The organism is Streptomyces sp. NPDC054932 (assembly GCF_053610205.1).
In genome coordinates, this window is sequence record NZ_JBSGXU010000052.1 from 19,901 (window position 1) to 44,929 (window position 25,029).

Sequence of the window (25,029 nt, forward strand, 5' to 3'; positions counted from 1 at the left end):
GTCGGTCTCAGGCGGGTGCACTGTGGTTCCTCGTGGGGTGGTGCCGTACGTGTCTGCGGGTGGCGGCGGCGATCTGCGCGCCGTAGGTGTCCAGACCTTCGGCGCCGCTGCCCGGCAGTCCGGTCAGGCCCGGCAGGAGGTCGCCGAAGGCGTTGACCTCGGCGACCGCGAACCGGCGCCAGCCGGCCGCGGGCAGCAGGTCGACGCCGACGCACAGGGTGCCGGGGAAGCACGCCGCGGCCCGCTCGCAGATGCGCAGGGCCTCGGTCCAGGCCGGACCCGCGGCCGAGACCGCGGCGGACAGGTCCCCGCGGCGGCCGCCGAGATGGAGATTGGTCATGGGTGTCCGGCTGGTGCGGACCACGGCATGGGTGGCCCGCCCGGCCACGACGACCACGCGCAGGTCGGCCGCTCCGTCCCCGAGGGAGACCTTGGGCCACCACCGTTCGACGTGGAGTCCGTCGGGGGCGAGGGCGTCGACCAGCGCGGCCACCTCCGGCTCGCGCGTGAGGCGGCGTACCCGCAGGGAGTTGTGCAGCCGCCCGTCCTGCGCGCACTCCACCGATGTGGTCGCCCTGATCCGGCCCCCGCCGGCCGTCTCGACGGCGACGACACCGGAGGCGGAGGACCCGTGGGCGGGCTTCAGGAACACCCGCGGCATGCCGTGCGCGTCCATGAGGGCCCGTACGTCGTCCCACCCGCGCACCGGTGTGTTCCCGCCGGAGGTCGGCGACTGCGGTACGGGCACTCCGGCGCGGGCGAGGGCACGGTGGCAGCGCCGCTTGTCGAAGAGGACGGCCAGCTCGTCGGCGTCGTCGAGGCGCAGGCCGCCGGTCAGCGTCCGGACGGCGGCCGTGAACGCGGCGTACCAGCGGGCCCCGCCCTCCACCCGGGTGGGGTCGCCGGCGCCGCGCAGCAGCCGGTCGACCTCGGCGTTCTCCCCGGGCGACTCGATCCGGACGATCTCGTCGCCGGCGAAGGCGGCGCCGCCCCCGCGCAGCACCTCGGTCCAGGGGACGACGCGCGGCGCGGGCAGCCCGGCGTCGCGCAGGGCCCCGGAGAACAGGGCGAGGCGCCGGTTCTCCGGATTGCCGACGACCGCCCAGCGCGGCGGCGGTGCGAGGTCCGTCATGGCCCGCTCGCTACTCGCCGACGGCGACGTAGCGCCAGACCCGGCCGTCGTCCTCGTCCTCCTCGGCGTGGCCGCGGTCCAGGTCGAGGGTGACTCCGGTGCCGCCCAGGACCTCCTCGAGGCGCCGGCGCAGCGGCTCGCCGACGTAATTGTGGTGCAGGTCCAGCTTCTTGAGGTGGCTCAGGGGTTGGCCGGAGAGCAGGGCGGTCGCGCCCTGGTCGGTGAGGACGCCCATCGACAGGTCGAGGTTCTCCAGGCGGGCGACGACGGGAGCGGACGCCACGGCGGCGGCGATCTCGTCCTGGATGTCGCTGTTGCGCAGGCCCAGGTGGCGCAGGCGCGGCAGGCGGTCGCCGTCGAGGATCGGGGCCACGTCGTCGACCGTGCCGTCCCCGCCGTACTCGGACGTGCCGAGCCACAGGTCGAGGTTCTCCAGGGCGGGCAGGTCACTGCCTGCGACACCGCGGACGGCCTCGGCGGGCATACCGCCGGTCTCGACGGTCAGGGAGCGCAGGTTCCGGTGCGTGACGGCGGGGAAGACCAGACCGGAGCCGCCGCGCACGCCGAATTCCTCCAGCTCCGGGAAGCCGTCGAGGAGCGGACCGACATCGCCCTGGTTGATCCAGGAGATCTCGCACTGCTCCGACTCCATGTCCCCGAGGAACAGGGCCCGCAGGGCGGGCAGGTGCGGCCGGGCTTCGACGAGGGCGGCGATGATGTCCTCGGGCCCGCTGTCGTAGGCCTCTTCCCAGGAGCCGACGACGAGCGCGCGGACCGCGGTGGTGTCGACCGCGGCACGGAACCGGGCGAACGCCTCGGTCCAGCTCTCCTCGCTGTCGTAGCTGTCGCTGGAGATCCGCCACGCGACGGCGTCCGCCGCGGGCAGGCGGGTCGTGCCCGCGTCCTGCGGCGTCGGGAAGTCGAAGACGGGCAGCCCGCACGATTCCGTCAGATGCCTCGCGTAGCTCATGGGTGCCGCCGTTCCTCGCCTGTCGCGTCCGATGTGCTGAAAGTTGTACCAAGCGGCACTGACAGCGCCGGAGGCAGGGCGGGCGGAAGGCCGTTGTCAGACCCGCCTCCTACCTTCGGAGAAGAACGCGGCGCACCGGGCGGCGCGTGGGGAAGGGGACACCTGTGTACCGGCAGGGGGACGTACTCATCGTGCCGCTCGACGAGTCGGCGGTGCCGCCGTCCGCGGCCGCGGCGGACCAGGAGCCGCGGGACGGCCGGGGCCGGATGGTCCTGGCGCTGGGCGAGGTCACGGGGCACGCGCACGCCGTGCTCGGACCCGGCAGGCTCGTGAGGGAGCCCGGGGCCTTCGGCCCGCTGCTCCTGCATCTCCCGGACGGCGGGCGGGTGGTGCACGAGGAGCACGCCGCGATACCCCTGCCCAAGGGCTGGTACCGGGTCGTGCGGCAGCGGGAGTACCTGCCCGGAGCGGTACGGATCGTGGCGGACTGACGGCATGGCGGACAGTGGGGGGAGCAGGATCGTGGTGAACGACACCAACGACACCGATGTGTGGAGGGCTGCCGCGGCGGCCACCGGGCCGGCCGACCGCGCGGCCGCGGAGGCCGGGGTGCGCCTCGCGTACCGGTCGGCGGGCCTGGCGGAGCCGGAGCGGATCGTGTGGGCGGACTCGCCCCGGGCGGCGGTGCGGCTGCTCGGCGGGGACGACGGGCCCTGGGGGCCGGCCGCGCGGGGGCGCGGCGTGCGGGAGGCGGTGCGCAGCGCGCCGTGGGCGGCCGAGCGGGAGCGGACGCAGCGGCGGCTCGGCCCGCAGGGCTGGGGGCGGCACTGGAGCGCGACGGGCGGCCGCCTGTGGGAGAACACGGAGCGGCTTGCGGAGCGGGTCCGCACGGGTCTCGTCGAGGAGTTGACGGCCGGCGCCGAGTCCCCGGCGGCCGAGGAGCGACGGCTGCGACTGCTGCTCCTGGAGGCGGTGCTCGGGCAGCACGACGCGGCCTGGCTGTGCGCCTTCGACACGCAGGAGGGCGCGCCGCTGCACGGGCTCGGCCTCCGGGCCCGCTCGGCCGGCTGGTGCTGGCCCTACGAACGGCTGGCCGTGGTGTGCGAGAGGCCGGTGGAGCTGCACCGGGACGAGGCGGGCCGGCTGGACCGCGGGGACGGCCCGGCGCTGGCGTTCCCCGACGGCTTCGCGCTGTACGCGTGGCGGGGCATGCCCGTGCCGGCCGAATTCCTGGCCGGGCTGGGCACGCTGACGCCCGAGCGGATCCGGGCGGAGGAGAATGCCGAACTGCGCCGGGTGATGCTGGAGTTCTACGGGTACGACCGCTATCTGCGGGAGTCGGGGGCCGCCCCCGTGCACCGGGACGAGACGGGTGTGCTGTGGCGCATACCCATGCCGGACGACGAGGCCGTCGTGATGGTGGAGGTCGTCAACTCGACGCCGGAGCCGGACGGCACCAGCCGCACCTACTGGCTGCGGGTACCGCCGCGGACCCGGACGGCCCGCGAGGGCGTGGCCTGGACGTTCGGCCTCGGGGCCGAGGCGTACGCGCCGCTCCGGGAGACCTGAGCACCCGGGGGTGTCCTGCCCGCGCGGGCCCGGTGGCGCAGTCCCGGCCCACGGGTGCGTCCCCGCCACGGACCGGCAGGAGCGGAAGCGCGGCCGGGTGCGCAGGGCGGGGCCGGCGGGACAGCCGCAGCGGCGGCCGCCGCCCGCACGGCCGCCGGGATCCGGCCTGAGAGCTCACCGGCCCGGGAGCTCACCGGCCCATGTCCGTACCGCCGTGCCGCCCGCCATCACCCTGCGTGACGAATCGCCACAGTCGTCGTTCCGGCCCGAAAACGGCCCTGTTCGGGTGTCGCCCGCCGCACTCGCCGCTTCCTCCCGCTCCGTGCATCTCCGCCACGCGCCTCCCTGTGCCTTATGTCCCTATTTAGATCCTCTTCGTCAGTGAAGCAGGCCACTCTCCGCGATGTATTGCGCATGGATTCCGGGAGTCGGGGCAGGCGGCCGGATCACGTCGGTCTGACCGACAGGGGGACCCAAAGGGACGAAAGGCAATACGCAACGTGACGGCAGCACAGCAGACCATCCACGTGGGCGGAGAGTGGCGCGAAGCCCTGTCCGGAGCCACGCGCGAGATCATCGACCCCGTCGACGCGACCCCGTTCGCGGTCGTGTCGGAGGGCGGCGTCCAGGACACCGACGACGCCGTCGCCGCGGCACGGGCCGCCTTCGACGCCGGCGCCTGGCCGCGCACCCCCGTCGCCGAGCGGGCCGCCCTGTTGCGGCGCGTCGCCGACCTGCTGGAGCGCGACCGCGAGCGGATCGGCGCCCTGGAGAGCCGGGACGCGGGCAAGACCCTCGAGGAGGGCCGCGTCGACGTCGACTGCGTCCGCGACGCCTTCCGCTACTTCGCCGACCTCGTGGAGAAGGAGGACGGCGGGCGGATCGTCGACGCCGGTTCGGACGAGATCCGCAGCGTCGTCGTGCACGAGCCGGTCGGGGTGTGCGCGCTGATCACGCCGTGGAACTACCCCCTGCTCCAGGCCAGCTGGAAGATCGCGCCCGCCCTCGCCGCCGGCAACACCTTCGTGATCAAGCCCAGTGAGATCACCCCACTGACCACCGTCGTGCTGATCGAGTTGCTGCTGGAGGCCGGACTCCCGCTCGGTGCGGCCAACATCGTCACCGGTCCCGGCGGTACGGTCGGCGCCCGGCTCGCCGAGCACCCCGACGTCGACCTCGTCTCGTTCACCGGCGGCCTCGTCAGCGGCACGAAGGTCGCCAGGGCGGCTGTCGACAGCGTCAAGAAGGTCGCCCTCGAACTGGGTGGCAAGAACCCCAACGTCGTCTTCGCCGACGCGTGTTCGACGCCCGAGGGGTTCGACACCGCCGTCGACCAGGCGCTCAACGCCGCCTTCATCCACAGCGGTCAGGTCTGCTCCGCCGGCTCCCGCCTCATCATCGAGGAGCCGCTGCGCGACCGTTTCGTCGCCGAGCTCGCCCGCCGGGCCGAACTGATCCGGCTGGGACGCGGCACCGACGCGGGCGTCGAGTGCGGACCGCTCGTCTCCGCGGCGCAGCTGGCGCGGACCGAGGCGTACGTGGCCTCCGCCCTCGACGAGGGCGCGCGGCTGCTCGCGGGCGGCGAGAGGCCGGCCGGTCCCGGCTTCTTCTTCCGGCCCACGGTCCTGGACCGGTGCCACCGCGGCATGCGGGTCGTCCGCGAGGAGGTCTTCGGCCCCGTCCTCACCGTGGAGACCTTCCGTACCGAGGAGGAGGCCGTCGCCCTCGCCAACGACACCGAGTACGGCCTTGCCGGAGCGGTGTGGACCTCCGACGAACAGCGTGCCCGGCGGGTCGCCGCCCTGATGCGCCACGGCACCGTCTGGATCAACGACTACCACCCCTACCTGCCGCAGGCGGAATGGGGCGGCTTCGGGAAGTCCGGCATCGGCCGCGAACTGGGTCCCGGCGGTCTCGCCGAATACCGGGAGGCCAAGCACATCTACCAGAACCTCGCTCCGCGCCCCGTGCGCTGGTTCGCGGGCGAGACGGCGAAGGGCCAGGCATGAACGACCGGCACGTGTACGACTACGTCGTCGTGGGCGGCGGCACCGCGGGTTCCGTGATCGCCTCCCGGCTGACCGAGGACCCGGACGTCACCGTCGCCGTCATCGAGGGCGGCCCCAGCGACGTCGGCCGTGACGACGTCCTCACCCTGCGCCGCTGGATGGGACTGCTCGGCGGCGAGCTGGACTACGACTACCCCACCACCCGGCAGCCCCGGGGCAACTCCCACATCCGGCACAGCCGGGCGCGGGTGCTGGGCGGCTGCTCCTCGCACAACACCCTCATCGCGTTCAAACCCCTGCCCTCCGACTGGGACGAGTGGGCGGACGCCGGCGCCGAGGGGTGGGACGCGGAGTCCATGGACCCCTACTTCGCCCGCCTGCGCAACAACATCGTCCCCGTCGCCGAGGCGGACCGGAACGCGATCGCCCGGGACTTCGTGGACGCGGCGCAGACCGCGCTCGGTGTGCCGCGCGTCGAGGGCTTCAACAGACAGCCCTTCGACGAGGGAGTCGGCTTCTTCGACCTCGCCTACCACCCGGAGAACAACAAGCGGTCGTCCGCCTCGGTCGCCTATCTGCACCCTTTCCTGGACCGGCCGAACCTGCACATCGCCCTGGAGACCTGGGCCTTCCGGCTGGAGCTGGAGGGCACCCGCGCCACCGGCGTGCACGTCCGTACCAAGGAGGGCGCGGAGCACGTCGTATGCGCCCGGCGCGAGGTACTGGTGTGCGCGGGGGCCGTGGACACCCCGCGCCTGCTGCTGCACTCCGGCATCGGGCCGCGTGCCGACCTGGAGAAGCTCGGCATCCCCGTCGTGCACGACCTGCCGGGCGTCGGGGAGAACCTGCTCGACCACCCCGAGTCGGTCATCGTGTGGGAGACCCACGGGCCGATTCCGGAGAACTCCGCGATGGACTCCGACGCCGGACTGTTCGTCCGCCGGGACCCGCAGGCCGAGGGCCCGGACCTGATGTTCCACTTCTACCAGATCCCCTTCACCGACAATCCGGAGCGCCTGGGGTACGAACGACCCGAGCACGGCGTGTCGATGACCCCGAACATCCCCAAGCCGCGCAGCCGCGGCCGGCTCTACCTGACGAGCGCCGACCCCGAGGTCAAGCCCGCGCTCGACTTCCGGTACTTCACCGACGAGGACGACTACGACGGCCGGACCCTCGTCGACGGGATACGCATCGCCCGGCGGATCGCGGCGAGCGAACCGCTGGCCGGATGGGTCAAGCGCGAGGTGTGCCCGGGCCCCGAGGTGACCTCCGACGAGGAGCTCAGCGCGTACGCCCGCCAGGTCGCGCACACCGTCTACCATCCGGCCGGCACCTGCCGGATGGGGGCCGCCGACGACGAACTCGCCGTCGTCGCGCCCGACCTGCGGATCCGGGGCCTCGAGGGCATCCGGATCGCCGACGCGTCCGTCTTCCCCACCATGACCGCCGTCAACCCGATGATCGGCGTGCTCATGGTCGGCGAGAAGGCCGCCGACCTGCTGGGAGGAACCACCCGATGAACACTCCGCCGCACAGCACGACCGCCCCGCAGCCCCCGGCGCAACCCGTCTTCTCCGTACGCGACCTGTGGAAGGTCTTCGGTCCGAAGGCCGACCGGGTGCCGGCCGACAAGGAGCTGAGGGCCCTCGGCGCCGCCGAACTGCGCGAGCGCACCGGCTGCACCGCCGCAGTCCGCGATGTCTCCTTCGACGTCCGCAAGGGTGAGGTCTTCGTCGTCATGGGCCTGTCGGGCTCGGGCAAGTCGACGCTCGTACGCTGCCTGACCCGGCTCATCGAACCGACCTCGGGCACCATCTCCATCGACGGCGAGGACGTGCTGTCCATGGACACCGGCCGGCTCCGCGAGCTGCGCCGGCACCGGGCGGCGATGGTCTTCCAGCACTTCGGGCTGCTGCCGCACCGGACGGTGCTCGACAACATCGCCTACGGGCTGGAGATCCAGGGCGTGGGACGCGCCGAACGGCGCGAGCGGGCGGCCGAGTTCGTCACCAAGGTCGGCCTGGAAGGCATGGAGCAGCGCAGGCCGAGCCAGCTGTCCGGTGGCCAGCAGCAGCGCGTCGGGCTGGCCCGCGCACTCGCCGTGGACCCCGAAGTCCTGCTGTTCGACGAGCCGTTCAGCGCACTCGACCCGCTCATCCGCCGGGACATGCAGGAGGAGGTCGTACGCCTGCACCGGGAGGAGGGCCGCACGATGGTCTTCATCACGCACGACCTCAGTGAGGCGCTGAAGCTCGGCGACCGCATCGCGCTGATGCAGGGCGGCCGGATCGTGCAGCTCGGCACACCGGAGGAGATCGTGGGAGCCCCCGCCGACGACTACGTCAGGGACTTCGTCCGGGACGTGCCGCGCGAGCAGGTGCTGACCGTCCGCTCGGCGATGCGCCCCGCCCGCATCGGCGAGTCCGAGGCCGGTCCCGCGCTCGCCCCCGGTGCCACCGTCCACGAGGCCATCGAGGCCGTCGCCCGCACGGGCGAGAACGCGCGGGTCGTCGAGGACGGCAAGTGCCTCGGTGTCGTCGACCACGCGGGACTCCTCGGTGTCGTCGCCGGGGTCCCCGTGGCGACGGGGAAGGCGGTGGCCTGATGTATTCCCATACGACCTGGCCGCCGCCGTGCGGCACGACCGGAGCCGGCGCCGGGCGGTGGGGCCGATGACAGCCACCCTCACCCCCGTTCCTCCGGGCTCCACGACCGGCACCGGCACCGGCACCGGCACCGGCACCGGCACCGGCACCGACGCCGGACCCGGTGCGCTGCGCGCGCTCGCGCGCCATCGGGGTCGGCTGATCGGCGCCTGCTCGGCCGTCGCACTCGTCCTCGGTGCCGTGCTCCTGGGCGGCGGCAACTGGCCCGCCGCGCTCGCCGTCGACCTCTCGGGACCGCTCGACCGCACCGGTGACTGGATCATCGACAACCGCGACGGGCACCCCCTGTTCCTCTACTTCCTCGGCCACGTCAGCAACCTCGTGGTCGTCGCCGTCCGCGCCGTGTACCTGGTGCTGCTCGCCCTCGGCTGGGCCGGCGTCACCGCCGCCGCCGGGCTGGTGGCCTGGCGGCTCGCGGGAGTCCGGCTCGCGCTGACCTCCACCGCCGCCTTCGCCGTGTGCGGACTGCTCGGCATGTGGGTGCCCACCATGCAGACGCTCGCCCTGATGGTGGTCGCCGTCGCCGCGTCCGTGCTGCTCGGCGGCCTCCTCGGGCTGGCCGCCGGCCTGTCGGACCGCACGCACCGGATCCTGCGGCCGGTGCTGGACACCATGCAGGTGCTGCCGGCCTTCGCCTACCTCCTGCCCGTCGTCCTGGTCTTCGGCATCGGCGTGCCCGCGGCCGTCCTCGCGACCGTCGTCTACGCCGCCCCGCCCATGGCCCGCCTCACCGCGCTCGGACTGCGCGGAGCGGACGTCGGCGTCGTGGAGGCCGCCACCTCCCTCGGCGCCACCGGCAGGCAGCGGCTGCTGACGGCCCGGCTGCCGCTGGCCCGCAAGGAACTGCTGCTCGGCGTCAACCAGTCGATCATGATGGCGCTGGGGATGGCCGTGATCGCGTCCGTCATCGGCGCGGGCGGTCTCGGTGACCGCGTCTACCAGGCACTGGCCTCCGTCGACGTCGGCGCCGCGCTCGCCGCAGGCGTACCGATCGTGCTGCTCGCCGTCGTCCTGGATCGGGTCACCGCCGCGGCGGGGGAGCGGATCGGCGCGGCCGCGGCCCACCGGTCCGCTCTCGGCTGGGCCGTCGCCGTCGTGGTGACCGCCTCCGTCGCCGTCGGGACCCGCCTGGCCGGCACGCTCTCCTGGCCCGACGGGTGGACGCTGCCCATCGCCGACCCCGTCAACGCGGCGGTCGACTGGATGACCGCCCACATCTACAAGGGCGTGCCCCTCGTCGGCGGCACCGCCGACTGGGCGGCCCACTTCACCACGTGGGTCCTGGACCCCCTGCGCGGCGGACTGCAGTGGCTGCCCTGGTGGACGGTGCTGCTGACCGTCGGCGCACTCGCCCTGCTCATCGGCACCTGGCGCACCGCCGTGACCGCCGTCCTCGCGATGGCCGCGATCGGTGTGCTCGGGGTGTGGGACCCGGCCCTCGACACCCTGTCCCAGGTACTGGCCGCCGTCGCCGTGACCGTGCTGCTCGGCTTCACCCTCGGGGTCGCCGCGGCCCGCAGCAGCCGCCTGGGACGCGCACTGCGGCCCGTCCTCGACGTCTTCCAGACGATGCCGCAGTTCGTGTACCTGATCCCGGTGGTCGCCCTGTTCGGCGTGGGCCGCGCCCCGGCGGTCGCGGCAGCCGTGGTCTACGCGCTGCCCGCGGTGGTGCGGATCACCGCCCAGGGGGTGCGCGCGGTGGACCCGGCCGCCCTGGAGTCCTCCCGCTCGATGGGCGCGACCGGACGGCAACAGCTGCTCCAGGTCCAGCTGCCGCTGGCCCGGCCCGCCCTGCTGCTGGCCCTCAACCAGGGCGTCGTGCTGGTCCTCGCCGTGGTCGTCATCGGCGGCCTCGTGGGCGGTGGCGCGCTCGGTTACGACGCGGTCTTCGGTCTCGCCCAGGGAGACCTGGCGACCGGCCTGGTCGCCGGTGCGGCGATCGTCTGCCTCGGCCTGATGCTCGACCGCGTCACCCAGCCCACGGAACGCCGCGACCTCGCCGGAAAGGGGGCCTGAGATGGCTCGTACACGCCTCGCCGCACTCGCGGCCGCCGTCGCCCTGACGGCCCTCACCGGCTGCGGCGCCGCCGACATGACCCGCCAGGCCTCCCCGTACGCCGACGCCAAGGACTCCCGCACGGTGACGCTGTCCGTGCAGTCCTGGGTGGGCGCACAGGCCAACGTCGCCGTCGCCCAGTACCTGCTGGAGCACGAGCTGGACTACCGGGTGGACACCGTCCAGATCGACGAGGTCCCCGCCTGGGACGCGCTCAGCCAGGGCCGGGTCGACGCCATTCTGGAGGACTGGGGCCACCCGGAGCAGGAGAAGCGCTACGTCGACGACAAGGGGACGATCAAGCCGGGCGGCGACCTCGGAGTGACCGGTCACATCGGCTGGTTCGTGCCGACGTACTTCGCCGAGGAACACCCGGACGTCACCGACTGGAAGAACCTGAACAAGTACGCCGACGAGTTCCGCACCGCGGAGAGCGGCGGCAAGGGCCAGCTGCTGGACGGCTCCCCGTCCTACGTGACGAACGACAAGGCCCTCGTGAACAACCTGGACCTCGACTACCAGGTCGTCTTCGCGGGATCGGAGGCGGCCCAGATCACGCAGATCAGGCAGTTCGCCAAGGAGCGGAAGCCGTTCCTGAGCTACTGGTACAAGCCCCAGTGGCTCTTCGAGAAGGTTCCGATGACGGAGGTGAAGCTGCCCGCCTACGAGGAGGGCTGTGACGCCGACCCGGAGAAGGTGGCCTGCGCGTACCCGCACACGCCGCTGCAGAAGTTCCTCAACGCCCGCTTCGCGGACGGCGGGGGTGACGCCGCGGCCTTCCTGAAGAAGTTCCGGTGGACGACCGAGATGCAGAACGACGTCGCCCTGATGATCGCGGACCAGAAGCTGTCGCCACAGGAAGCGGCGGGCCGCTGGGTCAAGGAGAACGAGGCCACCTGGCGGGCCTGGCTGCCGTCCTGACGCGGGTGCCTGGAGGGTGATCCCCCTCCAGGCACCGGCTTCCGCTTCTGCGACTGCGACTGCGACTGCGACTGCGACTGCGACTGCGACCGCAACTGCGACCGCAACTGCGACCGCGCCCGCAACTGCGACCGCGCGTGCCGGAAGGGGCGGGCCCGCCATCACCGTTGACCACGGGTGTCTGCCATGTCCGATAATCATCGGGTGCACGAGACCACCGCGCCGATGGCGGCCCGACCCGTTCTTCACGCGGTGCGGGCGGACCTGCTCACCGCCCGCCGCCGGCCGATGCCGCCGCTGTCCTGGCCGCGTCAGCTGCGCCGGCTGCCCCATACGGGTGTGGTGCTCGGCGCGGTGGCCCTGTCGGCGACCGGAGCGGATCCGACAGCCAGGGCCCTCGCGATCGCCCACGCGGCGACGCTGGTGGTGGCGCTGCGGTGGCCCACCGCCGCCTGGTGGTTGTCGGATGCCTTCGTCATCGGCATCACGCTGGGCCATCCGCCCACCCACGACAACCTCATATGGGCGTGGGTGGTGCACGCGGGGGCGCTCTTCCTCCTCGCCCTGCGGGTCCGCCCCGCGTCGTCCCTCGCCGCGGCGGTGCTGAGCGCGCTGCTTGCCGTCCTGTTGAAACTCGCGGGCTGCGCCGTCGGCTCCTGGACGGTCATCGTCGGCGCCCTCGTCCTGTTCGCACTGGCCGTGCTCATCGCGTCCGTCGCACGCGGCCGCCGCGAGGACCGGGCGCGCCTGGGCGAGCAGATCGCCGCCACCGCCCACGAACGGGCCCTGCGCACCGTCCTGGAGGAACGCGCCCGCATCGCCCGCGAGCTGCACGACGTCGTCGCCCACCACATGTCGCTCATCTCCATCCAGGCCGACGCCGCTCCCTACCGCGTCCCCGACCCCCCACAGGAACTGGTCACCGAACTCGCGTCGATCCGCGCCAACGCGCTGGAAGGGCTCGCCGAACTGCGCCGGCTCCTGGGCCTGCTGCGTTCCGATGCCCCCGACGGCCGCGCGACGGTGCCGGTCCCGCAGCCGTCCCTGGCCCGACTCGACACGCTGTTGGGCAACGTGCGCGCCGCGGGACTGCCGATCGCCGTCCGGGTGGAGGGCGCCCCCCGGGACCTGTCCCCGGGTGTGGAGCTGTCGGCGTACCGCATCGTTCAGGAAGCCCTCAGCAACGTGCTGCGCCATGCTCCCGGCGCCCGTACGGGGGTCGCGGTGGTCTACACGCCGACCGCCCTGTGCCTGCGGGTCGTCAACGGGCCTGCCGCGCACGCGGCCGATCCCTCCCCGGGGACCGGTCACGGCGTCACCGGTATGCGGGAGCGCGCGGCGATGCTGGGTGGGGACCTGGCCGCAGGCCCTACTCCTGACGGAGGCTACGAGGTCACCGCGACCCTGCCCGCCCCCACCGGGTCGGCCCCCACCGGGTCGGCCGCCACCGCGTCGGCCGCCACCGCGTCGGCCGCCACCGCGTCCGCCGCCTCTGCCGCCGAAAGGGAGCCCTCCGCATGACGATCCGTGTGGTCATCGCCGATGACCAGGCCATGGTCAGGGAAGCCTTCGCGGTCATGCTCGGCGCGCAGAGCGACATCGAGGTCGTCGCCACCGCCGAGGACGGAACCGACGCCGTCACCCTGGCCGAGGAGTTGGCGCCGGACGTGATCGTGATGGACATCCGCATGCCCGGCCTCAACGGCATCGAGGCCACCCGCCGGATCACCTCCCGCCCCGGAACGGCTTCGAAGATCCTCATCCTGACCACCTTCGATCTCGACGAGTACGTGTACGAGGCGTTGCGCGCCGGCGCCTCCGGCTTTCTCCTCAAGGACGCCTCGGGAATCCAACTCGCCGACGCGGTCCGGGTGGTGGCGCGCGGGGAGGCGCTGCTCTCGCCCGACATCACCAGACGGCTCATCGCAGAGTTCTCCCGCGTGAGCCCCGCCGCCAAGCGGCCGACCGGGGTACGCATCGGCGAACTCACCGACCGCGAGAGCGAGGTCCTCGCACGGGTGGCCCAGGGCCTGTCCAATGCCGAGATCGCCCAGGTCCTGACCGTCGCGGAGGAGACGGTCAAGACCCACGTGGGCCGCATCCTGCGCAAGCTGCAGCTGCGCGACCGCACGCAGGCAGCCGTCTTCGCCTATGAGAGCGGCCTGGTCACCCCCGGCGGCGCAGCCCCCTGAGCACGGGCCCGCCGCGACGGTGCCGTGTCCCCCTGGAGAGCTACACCGCAGGTTGGCTCCGCCGGGGGACGCAGATGACGGGGCGGGCAGGCGATCGTCGTGGTGTACCTGACCGGAGGCCGCGTCCGCCTCCGGGCCCCGCACCGTGGAGGAACGCCGCCATGTCCGTACGCCGACGCCAAGCGTCTGCAGGATCGACCGCTGCCCCGCCGGGCCTCCTCACGAGAGCCGTGCGCGCCGTGGCCGCCTCGGCCGCCTCCCTCATAGCGTTCACGGTCGCCGTGATCACGCTGGGCGCATACGTTCCGGCCCTCCCGAAGGCCGGGGTGATAGGCCCCGTACTCGGCGGCCAGTACCCCCTCCACATCGCCGGCCTCGCCCTGATCGGCGTCGCCCTCGGGGTGCTGGTCCTGCGCGCCGGTCTGGTGCGCTGGGGACGAACGCTCACCGCGGTCACCGCACTGTCCACCGCGGCGGCTCTGGGAATCGGCGCAGTCCAGTTCGTGGCCGCCGGGAACGCCGGAGCGAGCGTCTCCTTCTCCCAGGTGCTCACCGGGATCGGCTACCCCGACAGCAGGCCGGATGCGACCACGACGTACGCCACCCGCGACGGCGAGGAGCTCAAGGCCGATGTGTACCTGCCCGGTAAGGGCTCCGGGAACGGCTCCGGCAAGGGCGTGCCGGCCATAGTCCTCGCCCACGCCGGAGGCTTCCACACCTTCGACAAGAGCGACCTGCGAGGCACCGGCCGCTGGCTGGCCGACCACGGCACAGCCGTCTTCGCCGTCGACTACCGCCTGGCCACGCCCGCCCGCCCCACCTGGAACAAGGCCCCCCAGGACCTGCTGGCCGCCCTGGCCTGGGTGCAGGAGCACACCGGCGAGTACGGCATCGACGCCTCCCGCATCACGCTGGGCGGCATGTCGGCGGGCGGAGCGCTGGCGATGAACACCGCCTACCGCCTCCAGAACGGCACCATAGCCGCCGCCGAGGGCGCGACCCCCAGGCCCCCGGCATCCGTCGTCGGTTTCTACCCGGTCACCGACGTCACCCGGATGTGGAACGAGGACGTCGCCGGCAGCCGCCCGGCCGCGGAGAAGTTCACCGGCGGCACACCTGCCCAGTATCCGGAGCGCTACCGCGAGGTCTCCCCGACCACCGACATACGCGCAGGCCTTCAGCGCACCCTCCTCGTCGTCGGCGACCGCGACCGCAGCTCCCGCCCCGGGACGATCAAGCACTTCGGTGCCGCGTTGCGGGACCGCGGTGTCGACACCACGGTCAAGGAACTGCCCTTCGCCGAGCACGCCTTCGACGACGCCCACGGCAGCCTGACCTCCCAGACCGGTCGCCGTATCCTGCTCGACTTCCTCAACGGGGCGGACACGGACACCCGCTGACCCGGCTGCAAGGCGACGGGCCGCTGCGCGCGTACCCCGGCCGCCCGGCAACCTTTCGGGCTTCGGCGGCAACTGAGGGGTGAACCGTGCGTCTCGTCCCTAGGAGCCACCGCCCATGTCCGCTTCCCCTCACCGCCGCCCCACCGGACGTCGAAGGCTTGCCCTGGCCGGAGCGGCTGCCCTGGTCGCCGCCGGTCTCGGAGCCGTACCGCTCGTCGCGAAGGCCGATGCCGTGGCACCCGACGACCTCGCCCACGGGGTGCTGCCCGCCCGGGACGGCTGGGCCGCGAGCGGCTCGGGCACCACCGGCGGCAGGGCCGCGGGCGCGGCCCACGTCTTCACCGTCTCCACCCGCGCAGAGCTGGCGAGGGCTCTGGCCGCGGGCCCGGCTGGCGCCCCGCGGATCGTCCGGGTCAAGGGCCTGATCGACGCCAACACGGACGACAGCGGGAAGCCGCAGAGCTGCGCCGACTACGCCATGGGCACCGGCTACTCGCTCGACTCCTACCTCAAGGCCTACGATCCCGCGGTCTGGGGCCGTTCCAAGGTGCCCTCCGGCACCCAGGAGAACGCCCGCAGGGCGGCCCAGGCCAGGCAGGCAGCCCGCATGGTCTTCACGGTGCCGGCGCGGACCACCGTCATCGGGGTGCCCGGCACCGGAGCGGGCATCACCGGCGGCAGCCTCGTGGTGAAGAACGCCGACAACGTGATCATCCGCAACCTGTCGCTCACCGACGTCCGGGACTGCTTCCCCCAGTGGGACCCGACCGACGGCTCCGCCGGCAACTGGAACTCCGCCTACGACGCCGTCAGCCTGCGCGGCGCCACCCATGTCTGGGTCGACCACAACAGTTTCTCCGACGTCCCGCACCCGGACTCCGCCAACCCGGTCCACTTCGGCCGCGAGTACCAGGTGCACGACGGCGCCCTCGACATCACCAACGCCTCCGACCTGGTCACCGTCGGATACAACACGTTCAGCAACCACGACAAGACCATGCTGATCGGCAGCAGCGACAAGGACACCAAACTGCGGGTGACGCTCCACCACAACGTCTTCCGGGGCATCGTCCAGCGGGCCCCTCTCGCCCGGGTGGGCCAGATCCACCTGTACGACAACTACTACGACACCACGGCATCGGAGGGCTACGCGCACAGCTACAGCGTCAACTCCCGGGCCGGCGCCCAGGTCGTGGCGCAGAACAACCACTGGAAGCTCTCCCCCGACCGGAAGATCTCCCAGCTGCTCAGCGGCGACGGCACCGGAGCCATCGCGGGCAGCGGCAACCTCGTCGGCGGCGCCCCCGTGGACCTCGTCGCCGCCCACAACTCCGCCAACCCCGGAAAGAAGATCAGGACCACCGTCGCCTGGCGGCCCGGCCTCACCGCCGGACTGGAACCCGCCGCCGGACTGCCGGCGAAACTGGCGGCGAAGGCCGGCGCCGGCATCCTCACCGAGACCGGCGGCAAGGCGGCACCCGCCCCCTCCGGTCCGGCCGACGGCCGTACGCCGACGGTCGCCGCCGACGGCTCCGGGGCCCACCCGGCGGTGAAGGCCGAGGGGCCGTGGACCGGCATGGGGGGTTTCTCATGGAAGTCCGCCCGGTTCGCCGAGTACCTGGCCGGCGCCGACGGCCGCAACCCCACGGGCTGATGGGGGCCACCGTGCGGACCAGGCCCGGGCGAACCGAGGCACCCGAACAGACACTCGGGCGGACTGCTACGCTCCGGCACCTGCCCGAGACCGCCCCCGTCACACCGAGAGGCCGTACCACCGAGGCCATGACCGAAGACGAGGCGGCCGCAGAATTCCACGCGTTCTTCGAACGGCACCACGCCGAACTCTCCCGCCTGGCGTACCTGCTGACCGGGGAGGCGGACGCCGCCGACGACCTCGCCGCGGATGCGATGGTCGCGCTCTGGCACCGCTGGGACAGGGCCCGCCGTGCCGACTCCGCCGCTGCCTACGCCCGCGGAATCGTCGCCAACCTCGCCCGCAGCCGGATCCGGAGCACGGTGCGCGAGCGGCGGCGCGTCCTGCTCTTCTGGTCGCACCGCCCGGAGCGGACCGACGGCCCGGACATGGCCGCCGTCATGGACGTACGGGCCGCGCTGGACACGCTCCCGTTCCGCAAACGCGCCTGCGTGGTGCTGCGGTACGCCTTCGACCTCTCGGAGAAGGACACCGCTGCGGCGCTCGGGATATCGGTGGGTACGGTGAAGAGCCAGACCTCGAAGGGGACGGCGGAACTGCAGCGGCTGCTCGGTACCCGGGCCGCCGACGAGCTGGTCGGAAGGGGAACCCGGTGACCGACGAACTGCGCGGCCTGCTGCGCGAGAGCGCCGAAGCCCACCTGCCCGACCGGGCCCGCATGCTGGCCCGGATCGAGCGCGGCACGGCCCGTCCCGACACCGCCCGCCGATCGCGGGACCGCGCGCGCACCCGCGCCCTGACCTGGCCGAGGATCGTCCTCGCGACCCTGGCCACCGCCGGAACCCTGACGGCGAGCGCCCTCACAGTGGTCGCCGTCGTGCACACCCCGGACCCACCACGGAATCCGCCGGCCGCCGCCCCGTCCGCCGCCGACCGCACGGCCCCACCGATGCAGGGCAGTCGGACCGAGGACGGTCCGCTGTGGGCCGACGGATCGGTCGACCCCCACAGCAACGCCTACTGGGCACAGAGCAACGTCACCCTCAAGGCGGGGAAGCCGCTCACGGCGCTCGTCGTCGAGCTGCGCATCGCCCTCACGGAGGGGGTGAAGAACACCGGTAGCTGGCGGACCCGCCCGGCCGCGGACTTCGACCTCACCGCGCGGGAGGAGGGCGGCTTCCTCGTCTACCGGTGGACCCTCAAACCCGGCAGGACCGTCCCGTCCGGTGAGCACGTCTTCGCCGGCCAGTACGACCACGCTGCCGGAGGGCGCGACGCGAAGGCCGACACGTACCGGATCGACGCCGGTGCCGGTGCCGCGGAGAGCGGAGCCGCCGTGTGGGGTGGGTTCGCGTAGGCACGGCCGCCCCACACGGCGAACCGTCGCACGGGGCAGAGCGGTTCGGCGTGCCGAGGATGCCGGGGACGGACACCCCCTCGGTCGTGTCGTCAAAGGTCGGTAAGGCCCGCGGCCTCCGATGCCACGCACCGCAAGGCGGAGGAGGGCCCGAGTGCTGGACGCACTCGGGCGCTACGGCAACGTTGGGAGCCTCCCAGCGGTAGTTGGGGGGGGCGAGGTGCGGTGCCGGGGACTATGGGCAGTGCGGTTGGGGCGGACGCCAGTGTTCCGTCGGGTCTGTGTCAGAACACGAAGCGGAGGGTGTGGCCTCACCCCTCTCTTTACTCTCGAGACATGAACGTGTTTGACGGCTGTGACGGCCGGTACCTGGAGATGACCAACAGCGGAACGGCGGTGTTCGTGGACGTGCTGATGCTCGCCGTGTCCGCGCTGGCCCACAGGCCGTGGGACTTCCGCTTCGCCGCCCTGCTGACGCTCCAGGACCAGAACGTGATGGGGCGTGGGGCGGTTGGCTTCGGCCTGGCGGAGCTCGACTGGGGGGACACACCGCAGGAGCGAGCCACGGCCAAGGACTTCCTGCTGCGCGTCCTCGATCTGGCGCTGTCCCGTCACCGGTGGGAGGAACTGACGTACGAGCCGCCACGGGCCGAGGGGTACCTGCGCACGTACCGAGCAATGGTGGAGGAGTTCGACCCTGCGACCGCGAGGGCCGGCACGGGCGTCCTGCCCGAGCCACGGGAGGCCGCGATGGCCTCCTGCGTACGCCACCGGGTGCTGGACGCGCTGCCGTTCTGGCAGGCGTGCGTGTTCTGCACGGCCGGGGTCTGAGGGTCTGCGTCCCGCGGTCTGCCGTCAAAGTGACCTTGGATCGCGGATCATGGAGTGGTGATACGCCGCCATGAACTGTCCGATGCTGAGTGGGAACTCATCCAGCCGTTGCTGCCCCGTCCCGTGCTGGGGCGGCCCCGACTGGACGACCGGATGGTCCTCGACGGGATCGTGTGGAAGTTCCGCACAGGGGTCGCCCGGCGGGACGTGCCTGAGCGATACGGCTCCTGGGCCAGCCTCCACACCCGCTTCCGCCGCTGGGCAGCGAACGGCACGTTCGAACGGATGCTCCAAGCCACCCAGGCCAACGCGGACGCGGCGGGCGACATCGAATGGGTGGTGTCGGTCGACTCCAGCATCGTTCGAGCCGACCAGCACGCTGCCGGGGCTCGAAAAGGGGGCTCCGCAGCCCGGCCCTTGGACGGTCCAGGGGCGGGCTGACCAGCAAGATCCACCTGGCCTGCGACGGATCCGGACGCCTGCTCGCGTTCGCGCTGACCGGCGGCAACACCAACGACTGCACCCAGTTCACCACCGTGATGGACGCAATTCGGGTGCCCCGCCTCGGGCTCGGCCGGCCCCGGACAAAGCCTGATCACGTCATCGGCGACAAGGGCTACAGCTCGAGAGCCATCCGCACCTGGCTCCGGCGCCGCAGCATCGCCCACACCATTCCCGAGCGGTCTGACCAGGTCGCCAACCGAGCCCGGCGCGGCCGCCTCGGCGGCCGCCCGCCGGCCTTCGACCGCGGGATCTACAAGCGCCGCAACGTGGTGGAACGGTGCTTCAACCGCCTCAAGCAGTGGCGCGGCATCGCCACCCGGTACGAGAAGACCGCACAGTCCCACCACGCAGCCGTCACCCTCGCCTCGCTCCTGATGTGGCGTGACACTTTGACGACAACTCCTAGGGGGCGACGGACGGGAGCGGGCTGTCCAGGGACTCCTTCGCCCGCTGGTTGAAGGGAAGCCTGCCGAGCACGAGCGCCATGCCGCAGGTATTGCTGAGGGCGGAGAAGACCAGGCCGGCCGCGATCCCCGCGGACAGCAGCCGGAAGGCCGGGTGGACGAGGGAGCCGAGGGCCAGGCCGAGGAGCACGACGGAGCCCGCGGTGAAACGGACTTGGCGCTCCATGGCCCAGACGTTCCGCGTACGGCCTTCGGGACGTTCGAGCCGGTGCCCCCCGGCCGCCCAGGCGGTGGTGCCGCCGGTCAGGCTCGACGCGGTGATGCCGTGGGCGGCCAGAGTGGCAACGGCGTTCTCCGACCGGGCGCCGGAGGCGCACACCACCAGCAGGGGCCGGTCCGCGGCGGCCTGCCGGAGATCCGGCAGCGCCTGCCCGATGCGGTCGAGAGGGATGTTGACGGCGTCCGGCAGATGGCCGGACGCGAACTCGCCCGGAGTGCGCACATCGACGACGGTCAGCTCGCGGTGGCGGGGGAAGGCTTCGCTCACGCTCAGGGCGGTGGAATCACTCATGGCGGATCGTGGTCCTTGGCAGAGGGGGAGGGCCTGCGCGGAAGGCCGGAGGCACGTGCCGGGGATCCTAGACACCGCAGCGCCCTCACGGCCGCTGCCCCGCACGACTGCCATGCGTTCGCCATGTTGTGGCAACAGCGCACGGCGCCAGGACCCCTCCAGGACCCCTCACGGCCTCCGCCTCCCCGCTCCCGGGAGCCGGGAGCCGGGAATGTCAGATCCCCGCGTCATGCTTGCCGACATGGATGAAGCGCACATGAACCAGCCGTCCGGATCCTTCCGGCTTCTTCCCGGCGCCGACGCGTCGCCGGTGATCCTGCACGTGCCCCACTCCTCGCGCCTGATACCGCAGTCCGTCCGCCGCGGCATCGTGCTGGACGACCCGGCGCTGGAGCAGGAGCTGGACCACATCACCGACTCGCACACCGCGGACATAGCCGCAGCGGCCGCGGCGCGGTCCGCCGTCACCCCGTGGCAGTTCGTCAACGGGCTGTCCCGCCTCGTCATCGACCCCGAGCGATTCCCCGACGAGCGCGAGGAGATGCTGGCCGCAGGTATGGGAGCGGTGTACACGCGCACCACCCGGCGGGGGCCCCTGCGTCCGGACGACTTCGACGGGCGGCCTCTGATCGACCGCTACTTCCACCCGTACGCGCAGGCGATGACGCGGGCCGTGGAGGACCGGTTGGAGGCCGCCGGACGAGCCGTGATCATCGACGTGCACTCGTACCCGACGCAGCCCCTCCCGTACGAACTGCACGGTGACGGTGTCCGGCCGCCGATCTGCCTGGGCACGGACCCGTTCCACACCCCGGCCGGCCTCCTCGCCGCGGCCGAGAAGGCGTTCGCGGGCTTCGGCGGCACGGGGCTCGACAGCCCCTTCAGCGGTACGTACGTGCCGCTGAAGTACTACGGCAAGGACGACCGGGTCGGCGCGCTGATGGTCGAGATCCGCCGGGACGTCTACATGTCCGAGCCGGGCGGCCCCGCCGGACCCGGTCTCCCCGCGCTGGCGGCGGCCCTGGCGGAGCTCGTGGGCGGCCTGCTCCCGTAGCCGGGCGGGTCGCAGGCACGGCCGGGTGCTCCGGTCAGTCTCCCGTGGCCGGTGTCCTGGGCAGGCGGACCGCGGCGGCGAGCCCGATGAACCCGAGGACGGCGAGCGCGATCATGGCGGCGGCATAGGCGCCGGTACTGAGTCCGGCGACCAGGATCGTGCCGGCGACGGCCGTGCCCAGCGAGGAGCCGAGGTTCGACACGCTGCGGGACAGGCCGGAGATCTCGCCCTGCTGCTCCTCGGGGAAGCTCGACTGGACGACGTTCACCGACGGGGTCAGCATCACGCCGAGGCCCAGCCCGAGCAGGAGGAGCCCGGGAGCGAAGGCCCAGGCGCTCGGGAAGCTGTTGACCATGGCGAGGAGGAGGGCGATGCCGGCGATCGTCACCACGAACCCCGCGGTGATGAGGGTGCGCTGGGGCCGCCGTTTCGCCAGGCGTTCGGCGGCCAGGGAGGAGGCGAGCAGGCCGAGGGTGGCCGCGGTGAAGATGACGCCGGTCTCGACGGCGTCATAGCCGCGCACGACCTGCAGGTAGGCCGCCACCGTGAACGAGGACCCCATGAGCATCAGCCATTGGACATTCTGGGTGACGAGGCCGAGGTTGGAGGTGCGGTTGCGGAACAGGCTGGTGGACAGCAGGGGTTCCTTGCCGGCCGCCTCGCGGGCGCGCACGTAGCGGAAGAACCACACCAGCGTGAGCGTGCCGAGAACGAGCAGTCCGATCATCAGCCAGACGTTGTTGTCTGCGGCCAGGATGCCCATCACGACGAGGACGAGACCGGCGGCGGAGAGGACGGCTCCGACGGTGTCGAAGGTGCGGGTCGGGTCCGGTGGCAGCGGATCCTCGATGTGACGGCTCAGCACGATGATCAGCGCGACCACCAGGGCCTGGAACACGAAGGCGGCCCGCCAGCCGATCCACGAGGTGATGAGCCCGCCGATCAGCGGACCCGCCGCGGCGCCGATGCCGCCCAGCGCCATGATGGCCCCGAACGCGCGGGCCCGGGAGGCCGTGTCCGTGAACAGGAGCGTGGTGAGGATGTAGACGGGCGGGATGAGCAGGGCCGTCCCGACACCCTCGAGGATCGAGTTGCCGAGGATCAGGACGCCCAGGCCCGGAGCCGCCGCGCTCAGCAGGGCGCCGATCCCGTACACGGCGAGACCCGCCAGGAAGCAGCGTTTGCGGCCGTAGCGGTCGGTCAGCTTGCCGCCGGGAATCATCAGTGCGGCCATGACGAGCAGGAAGATCGTGATCGCGATCTGCACGCCCTGCACGGTGGTGCCGAGGTCCGTGCTGATGTCGTTGATCATCACGTTCATGTTCGAGCCGGCGAAGCTGCAGATGAACTGCGCGAGCGCCAGCGGGGCCAGGATCCTTCGCTGTGCCGTCGACGGGCGGCCCGAGGCGCCCGGGTCAGCCACCGGCCCGGTTCCCGAGTTTCGGAGGACGAGGGCGCCCGGCGCCCCTTCCCGGCCGGGTCTCGGCCTTGTCGAGCTGTTCGTCCAGGGCCATGGCCGCGGCGACGAGCGCGAGGTGCGTGAACGCCTGGGGGAAGTTGCCGAGCTGTTCGCCCGAAGGCCCCGTCTCCTCGGCGAACAGGCCGACGTGGTTGGCGTAGGTGAGCATCTTGTCGAAGGCGTACCGGGCCTGCTGGAGCCGGCCGGACCGCGCCAGGGCCTCGACGTAGAGGAAGCTGCAGAGGTTGAAGGTCCCCTCCGAACCGCGCAGGCCGTCGGGGGAGGCCGCCGGGTCGTACCGGTAGACCAGGCTGTCACTGACCAGCTCCTGGTCCATCGCGTCGAGGGTGCTGAGCCAGTCCGGGTCCAGGGGCGAGATGAAGCCGACCCTGGGCATGAGCAGGAGCGAGGCGTCCAGCACGTCCGTGTCGTAGTGCTGCACGAACGCCTGCCGCTCCTGGCTCCACCCGCGTTCGACGATCTGTCGGAAGACCGCGTCCCGGGCCTCGGTCCAGCGGGCGACGTCGGCGGGACGGGAGTGGGAGATCGCCAGATGGACGCCGCGGTTGAAGGCGACCCATGTCATCAGCCGGCTGTAGGTGAAGTTCTGGCGGCCCCCACGGGTTTCCCAGATGCCCTCGTCCGGGCGGTCCCAGTTGTCGGCGAGCCAGTCCAGTACGTCGCTGATGGCCTTCCAGCCGCGGATGGCGCCCGTGTCGCCGGACACGGCGAGGGCATCGGCCGCCTCGCCGTAGATGTCGAGCTGGAGCTGGTCGGCCGCCGCGTTGCCCGCCCGTACGGGCGCGGAGCCCATGTAGCCCTCCAGGTGATCGAGGATCTCCTCGGTCAGATGGGGCTCCCCGTCGACCCGGTACATGATCTGCAAAGGGTCGCCCGAGGCGGTCGCGCCGGCCTCGATGCGGTCGCGCAGCCAGCGGCGGAAGGCATGGGCCTCCTCCTCGAAACCCAGATCGACCAGGGCGCGCACCGACAGCGAGCCGTCGCGGACCCACGTGTACCGGTAGTCCCAGTTGCGCTCGCCGCCGATCTGCTCGGGCAGCCCCATGGTCACCGCAGCGATCGGCGCCCCGGTCGGGGCGTAGGTGAGCAGCTTGAGGGTGATCGCCGAACGGTTGACCATGTCCCGCCAGCGGCCGCGATAGGTGGAGGAGAGCAGCCATCCGTGCCAGAAGAGACGACAGGCCTCCAGCTCGTCCGCGATGCCCTCCAGGAAGGGCGGATCCGGCACGGGCCCCCGCTCGCGGTGCTGGTCAGCACGACGGCGGCCACCTCCCCGGCCCCGAGGGTGAATCGGGCCGTGATGTCGTCGCCGTCGGCCTGCAGCGTGACGCGGCCGGTGGACTGGAGGTGAAGATCCGTCCCCGGACCGTGGAAGACCGCCGAGTGGTCGTCCGTGCGGGTCAGGGAGTGGGAGGCGCGCCCGTAGTCGAAGCGCGGACGGCAGTCGAACGTGAAGGACAGGCTGCCCCGGACCACCCGGGCGACCCTGACCAGGCGGTGCCGGTCGGTGGCGACGGTGCCCTCGATCGGGACCATGAAGTCGGCGACCTCGCCGACGCCGTCGGGAGTCAGGAAGCGGTTGACCAGGACCGCGGTGTCGGAGAGGTACAGCTGGCGAACCGTTCCGCCGTTCTCGTCCGGGAGCTCGGCGGCAAGCCTGCAATGGCCGCCCCGCTCACTGTCCAGGAGCGAGGCGAAGACGCTCGGCGAATCGAACCGGGGTGTGCACCACCAGTCGATCGTTCCGCCGGAGGACACGAGCGCTGCCGTCTGCAGATCGCCGACCACACCGTGGTCGGCGATCGGCGGGTATCGGTTCACAAGTCACAGCGTGCACCGGATGCCGTCCCTGCGCATGCGCAGGCGCCCATCCCCTCGACCGCCCGGCGGTCAGGCGGCCTGCCGGTGCTCGGGTGCCTTCCGCGTCCTCACCCCGACGACGACGAGCGCCAGCCCCACGGCGATGACGCCGAGGTAGGCGGTGGACGGAAGGTCGACGACCTTGTGCATCCAGCCCCACTCCGTGCCGAAGAAGGTCTGTGAAGCGAAGCTGACGAGCCCCTGGGCTCCTACGACGTAGCCGATGCTCTCGAGCGTGTATCCGATGGTTGTTCGCACGGATCAACCCTCTCGCGGCGGTGCCGCGGGATCGTCCTCCACAAGGCCGAAAACGCAGTAGGCCAAAGGATGCAGTCGCGTGCGGAGCCCGCGTCGGAAGGACGCGCCGGGCCGGGGCCCGGGGGGGGACCACCGGGC

General features: G+C 72.4%; 20 protein-coding genes and 2 pseudogenes. 16 read left to right on the plus strand and 6 right to left on the minus strand.

Annotated elements, in window-relative coordinates; genetic code table 11:
* Positions 1-7 precede the first annotated feature (7 nt).
* Entirely contained in the window at positions 8-1,132 is a 1,125-nt protein-coding gene (locus ACWGE1_RS16765) for an STM4014 family protein (RefSeq protein ID WP_453421250.1), read from the minus strand.
* A gap of 10 nt (positions 1,133-1,142) precedes the next feature.
* Positions 1,143-2,102, minus strand: a complete 960-nt coding sequence (locus ACWGE1_RS16770; protein ID WP_453421251.1) for an STM4015 family protein — start codon at positions 2,100-2,102, stop codon at positions 1,143-1,145.
* 164 nt (positions 2,103-2,266) lie between these two features.
* On the opposite strand from ACWGE1_RS16770, the gene ACWGE1_RS16775 reads away from it, so the two are divergent.
* The 15 genes and pseudogenes from ACWGE1_RS16775 to ACWGE1_RS16845 all read left to right on the plus strand — a co-directional run bounded on the left by ACWGE1_RS16775 (position 2,267) and on the right by ACWGE1_RS16845 (position 19,722).
* Entirely contained in the window at positions 2,267-2,593 is a 327-nt protein-coding gene (locus tag ACWGE1_RS16775) for a hypothetical protein (protein ID WP_453421252.1), read from the plus strand.
* Between the two features lie 4 nt (positions 2,594-2,597).
* Complete coding sequence (locus tag ACWGE1_RS16780) at positions 2,598-3,671, plus strand: DUF6745 domain-containing protein (protein WP_453421253.1); 1,074 nt, start codon at positions 2,598-2,600, stop codon at positions 3,669-3,671.
* Between the two features lie 500 nt (positions 3,672-4,171).
* Entirely contained in the window at positions 4,172-5,680 is a 1,509-nt protein-coding gene (locus ACWGE1_RS16785; RefSeq protein WP_453421254.1) for an aldehyde dehydrogenase family protein, read from the plus strand.
* Positions 5,677-7,203 (plus strand): GMC family oxidoreductase, encoded by a 1,527-nt coding sequence (locus tag ACWGE1_RS16790; RefSeq protein ID WP_453421255.1) that lies wholly within the window; start codon positions 5,677-5,679, stop codon positions 7,201-7,203. Before ACWGE1_RS16785 ends, ACWGE1_RS16790 begins: the two co-directional genes overlap by 4 nt.
* Positions 7,200-8,288: a quaternary amine ABC transporter ATP-binding protein gene (locus ACWGE1_RS16795; protein WP_453421256.1), complete on the plus strand. Its 1,089-nt coding sequence runs from the start codon at positions 7,200-7,202 to the stop codon at positions 8,286-8,288. The genes ACWGE1_RS16790 and ACWGE1_RS16795 overlap by 4 nt, the downstream gene beginning before the upstream one ends.
* Positions 8,289-8,355: 67 nt before the next feature.
* Positions 8,356-10,365: an ABC transporter permease subunit gene (locus ACWGE1_RS16800; RefSeq protein ID WP_453421257.1), complete on the plus strand. Its 2,010-nt coding sequence runs from the start codon at positions 8,356-8,358 to the stop codon at positions 10,363-10,365.
* A gap of 1 nt (position 10,366) precedes the next feature.
* Entirely contained in the window at positions 10,367-11,326 is a 960-nt protein-coding gene (locus tag ACWGE1_RS16805; protein WP_453421258.1) for an ABC transporter substrate-binding protein, read from the plus strand.
* A gap of 204 nt (positions 11,327-11,530) precedes the next feature.
* Positions 11,531-12,847 (plus strand): sensor histidine kinase, encoded by a 1,317-nt coding sequence (locus ACWGE1_RS16810; RefSeq protein ID WP_453421259.1) that lies wholly within the window; start codon positions 11,531-11,533, stop codon positions 12,845-12,847.
* A complete protein-coding gene (locus ACWGE1_RS16815; RefSeq protein ID WP_453421260.1) occupies positions 12,844-13,518 on the plus strand; it encodes a response regulator in 675 nt (224 codons plus the stop codon). The genes ACWGE1_RS16810 and ACWGE1_RS16815 overlap by 4 nt, the downstream gene beginning before the upstream one ends.
* 230 nt (positions 13,519-13,748) lie before the next feature.
* Positions 13,749-14,918 (plus strand): alpha/beta hydrolase, encoded by a 1,170-nt coding sequence (locus ACWGE1_RS16820; RefSeq protein ID WP_453421261.1) that lies wholly within the window; start codon positions 13,749-13,751, stop codon positions 14,916-14,918.
* Positions 14,919-15,033: 115 nt separating this feature from the next.
* Positions 15,034-16,572 (plus strand): pectate lyase family protein, encoded by a 1,539-nt coding sequence (locus tag ACWGE1_RS16825; RefSeq protein ID WP_453421262.1) that lies wholly within the window; start codon positions 15,034-15,036, stop codon positions 16,570-16,572.
* A gap of 128 nt (positions 16,573-16,700) precedes the next feature.
* Complete coding sequence (locus ACWGE1_RS16830) at positions 16,701-17,228, plus strand: SigE family RNA polymerase sigma factor (protein WP_453421263.1); 528 nt, start codon at positions 16,701-16,703, stop codon at positions 17,226-17,228.
* Complete coding sequence (locus tag ACWGE1_RS16835; RefSeq protein ID WP_453421264.1) at positions 17,225-17,929, plus strand: hypothetical protein; 705 nt, start codon at positions 17,225-17,227, stop codon at positions 17,927-17,929. Before ACWGE1_RS16830 ends, ACWGE1_RS16835 begins: the two co-directional genes overlap by 4 nt.
* A gap of 336 nt (positions 17,930-18,265) precedes the next feature.
* Positions 18,266-18,760: a hypothetical protein gene (locus tag ACWGE1_RS16840; RefSeq protein WP_453421265.1), complete on the plus strand. Its 495-nt coding sequence runs from the start codon at positions 18,266-18,268 to the stop codon at positions 18,758-18,760.
* Between the two features lie 123 nt (positions 18,761-18,883).
* Positions 18,884-19,722, plus strand: a pseudogene (locus ACWGE1_RS16845) (IS5 family transposase).
* Here ACWGE1_RS16845 and ACWGE1_RS16850 read toward each other — a convergent pair.
* Positions 19,667-20,239: a rhodanese-like domain-containing protein gene (locus tag ACWGE1_RS16850; RefSeq protein ID WP_453421266.1), complete on the minus strand. Its 573-nt coding sequence runs from the start codon at positions 20,237-20,239 to the stop codon at positions 19,667-19,669. The pseudogene ACWGE1_RS16845 and the gene ACWGE1_RS16850 sit on opposite strands and share 56 nt — an antisense overlap.
* A 241-nt stretch (positions 20,240-20,480) precedes the next feature.
* On the opposite strand from ACWGE1_RS16850, the gene ACWGE1_RS16855 reads away from it, so the two are divergent.
* Positions 20,481-21,293: an N-formylglutamate amidohydrolase gene (locus ACWGE1_RS16855; RefSeq protein WP_453421267.1), complete on the plus strand. Its 813-nt coding sequence runs from the start codon at positions 20,481-20,483 to the stop codon at positions 21,291-21,293.
* A 34-nt stretch (positions 21,294-21,327) separates the two neighbouring features.
* Here the strand turns inward: ACWGE1_RS16855 and ACWGE1_RS16860 are convergent, their stop codons facing one another.
* The 3 genes and pseudogenes from ACWGE1_RS16860 to ACWGE1_RS16870 all read right to left on the minus strand — a co-directional run bounded on the left by ACWGE1_RS16860 (position 21,328) and on the right by ACWGE1_RS16870 (position 24,891).
* Complete coding sequence (locus tag ACWGE1_RS16860) at positions 21,328-22,716, minus strand: MFS transporter (RefSeq protein WP_453421268.1); 1,389 nt, start codon at positions 22,714-22,716, stop codon at positions 21,328-21,330.
* Positions 22,709-24,594, minus strand: a pseudogene (locus tag ACWGE1_RS16865) (glycoside hydrolase family 15 protein). The gene ACWGE1_RS16860 and the pseudogene ACWGE1_RS16865 overlap by 8 nt, the downstream one beginning before the upstream one ends.
* Positions 24,595-24,663: 69 nt before the next feature.
* Positions 24,664-24,891 (minus strand): hypothetical protein, encoded by a 228-nt coding sequence (locus ACWGE1_RS16870; protein ID WP_453421269.1) that lies wholly within the window; start codon positions 24,889-24,891, stop codon positions 24,664-24,666.
* Positions 24,892-25,029 lie beyond the last annotated feature (138 nt).